Raw genomic sequence first — 2,761 nt, 5'->3', positions numbered from 1 at the left:
CTGCCCGCGCTCTACAGCGAAACGGCCCTGCCGCTGATGCTCGGCACGGCCGTCTTTCCGCCCGGATGAATGCGGCGCGCGTGCTTGCCGCGCCGCATCCCCATCCGGGCCGTTATTGTCGTGCCGCCAACGCGAACGCGCTTCTGCCGAGCGCCCGTGTCAACGCGCCGTCGCGCTCACCGGCCGATCCGCGCGAACTGCGTCTCCAGCAGCTCGCGCCAGCGCCGCTGCCAGCGCCGCAAGTCGAACGCCTGCGCCGTCCGGCGGGCGTCCGCGCCGTACGCCCCCCGCAGCGCGGGGTCCGCGAGCAGCTCGCGGACGGCGGCGGCGAGCGCGTCGACCGTCGGCGGTACGAGCCGGCCGTTGTAGCCGTCCGTGACGAGATCGTTCAAGCCGCCGACGTTCGTGGCGACGACCGCCCGGCCGCAGCTCATCGCCTCCAGGCAAGACAGCGAGGTGCCCTCGGAATAAACGGTCGGAATGACGACGACGTCGGCCGCGAGGTACGCATCCCGCACCTCCTCGAACGCGTAGGTGCGCTGCTCGACGCGCGCCTGCTCGGGATGCGTCGCCAGCCACTCGCGAAAAGCGACCGCGACCGGCGTCTGTTCCACCAGCTCGCCGGCGAATTCCACCGTGAGCTCGGGGAACTCCGCCAGCAGCAGGTCCGCCAGGAGCATCATCGGCACGATGCCGCGCTCGTAGCTGAGCCGCCGCGGGAACAGCAAACGCAGCTTCTCGTCCGGCGGTCCGGCCGAAGCCTCCGCATCCGGATCGCCGCCGGAGACCGCATTTAAGCGCTCGGCGGTAATGCCGCCACCAGTCTTTTCACTCCTATTGTCCGCGCTCGTATCGCCCGCACTCGTATCGCCCGCACTCGTATCGCCCGCACTCGTATCACCCGCACTCGTATCGTCCGCACTCGTATCGCCCGCACCCGTATCACCCGCACTCGTATCGCCCGCACCCGTATCGCCCGCACCCGTATCGCCCGCACCCGTATCACCCGCACCCGTATCGCCCGCACCCGTACCGCCCGCACTCGTATCGCCCGCACCCGTATCGCCCGCACCCGTATCACCCGCACCCGTATCGCCCGCACCCGTAACGCCCGCCTCCGTATCGCCCGCATCCGTCGCATCGCCATCCGCCTCTGTCCCCGCCGCGGCTGCCGTCCCCTCGTCCGCCCCGGCGAACCATGCCGTATCCACCGCGTTCGGCAGCAGCACGAGTTTCTCCGGGTCGTCGAACGTGCAGACGGCGCGGCAGTACGTCTGGAAGTGGGAGTCCACCGACACCAGCCGGTCGAGCCCGTTCAGGGCGAGCTGGATCATGTCGGCGACGCCGGCTTTGACGTTGCCGCCGAATTCGGGCCAATCCCAGTTAATGCCGTGGCAGATGCCGATGCTGCCGGGCCGGTAGGCGATCGGATGCCAAATGCAGCTGGCGTAGACGATCAGCCCCTCGGCGTCCGCGGCCATCCGGTCGAACGCGCCGGCGATGTCGTTCAGGTCGTACGGATAGCCCCGCACGCGGGTGCCCTCGTAGACCGTGTCGAACGCCCGGTAGTAGGAGAGCTGGTGCACGACGGCCTGCCAGCCGCTCGCCCGCACCGCCGCGCACAGCTCGTGCATGTACCGTTCCAGCCCGCCGCCGAAGGGGCGCGAGAGGGCGTCGTGCTCCGCGTAGGCATTCAAGTAGCTGTGCGTCAGTATCGTCACCGTTCTCACGCGCGCGCCTCCTCTTCCTCCCGCCAGCGGACAAGCCGCGGATTGGGATCCAAAATCGACGCGTACTGCGCCAGGCTGCCCCATTTGCCTTCGGGGTCGAGCCGCATGTAGCGCTCGTACTTGGCCCGCCGCGCGGCTTCGTCGCCGGCCCAGCCGTAGTGCTTCACCCGCAGCTCGGATTGGAAGCCCGGCAGGGCGGAGCAGGCGAGCGGCAGCCGCGGCACGTGGTGGTCCCAGTCGGGGTACGCGTAGGCGTAGAGCGGCATGTAGCGGACGAGCATCATCGTATGCCGCTTGTGCAGCTGCCACAGCTCGTCGTCCCGGTAGTACGCCAGCGAGCCCCAGAAGTCATACATCCGGAACGCGATCCAGTCGTACCGGTCCTGGTCGATGAGCGCCCGTATGGCCGTCTTCGCCTTCCGTTCGAAAAATTCGTCCGCATCGATCGACAGCAGCCAGTCCGGCTCCGTCTTGACGGCCTCCTGCCAGAGCAGCTGCCGCAGCAGCCCTTCGCGGCCGAACAGCGGCTCCGACAGTCGGACGAGCCGGACCACCTTCGGGAACGAGCGGCAAATGTCCGGCGTCCCGTCCTCGCTGGCGTCGTCCACGATCACGATCTCGTCCACGACCTCCGACAGGTCCGCGAGCGCCGCTTCGAGATAGCGGCCGGCCTCGTTGCGGACCTGCATCATGGCGGTCAGCTTGTTGCCGCTTGCCTTGCGCGGCGCGATCGTCCCGCTCATGCGTACACCCCCTCCGCCATGCGGCGCGCCTTCGCGCGGACGGAAGCGAGCTCCGCGACGTGCTGCAGCGGCTCGGGACCGGTCATGGCGGCGCGCAGGAACGCGCGTACCGCTTCGCCCCGCCGGCCTTCGGCGGCATGCGCGCGCCCCGCGAGCACCTCCCGCCGCAGCCGCTCCTTCGCCGTGCGCGGCGGAGGGAGCAGGGCAAGCGCCGCGCCGGGCCGGCCGCCGCGCTCGTGCGTCTCGAGCAGCAGCGCCGCGGCGCGCGCGCGGAGGGCTTCCGCGGAC

At 70.0% G+C, this 2,761-nt stretch carries 3 protein-coding genes; all 3 read right to left on the bottom strand.

Going from position 1 to position 2,761, the window contains the following annotated elements; translation table 11 throughout:
- Nucleotides 1–176: 176 nt before the first annotated feature.
- Entirely contained in the window at nucleotides 177–1,730 is a 1,554-nt protein-coding gene (locus I8J29_RS33335) for a glycosyltransferase (protein WP_338113336.1), read from the bottom strand.
- Complete coding sequence (locus I8J29_RS33330; protein ID WP_208851555.1) at nucleotides 1,727–2,473, bottom strand: glycosyltransferase; 747 nt, start codon at nucleotides 2,471–2,473, stop codon at nucleotides 1,727–1,729. The genes I8J29_RS33335 and I8J29_RS33330 overlap by 4 nt, the downstream gene beginning before the upstream one ends.
- On the bottom strand, nucleotides 2,470–2,761 hold a 292-nt coding region (locus I8J29_RS33325), incomplete at its 5' end, for a hypothetical protein (protein ID WP_208851554.1). The genes I8J29_RS33325 and I8J29_RS33330, both read right to left, overlap by 4 nt.

This window comes from Paenibacillus artemisiicola, from assembly GCF_017652985.1.
GTDB classification, from domain to species: domain Bacteria; phylum Bacillota; class Bacilli; order Paenibacillales; family Paenibacillaceae; genus Paenibacillus_Z; species Paenibacillus_Z artemisiicola.
This window is presented reverse-complemented; position numbering and strand designations above follow the sequence as displayed.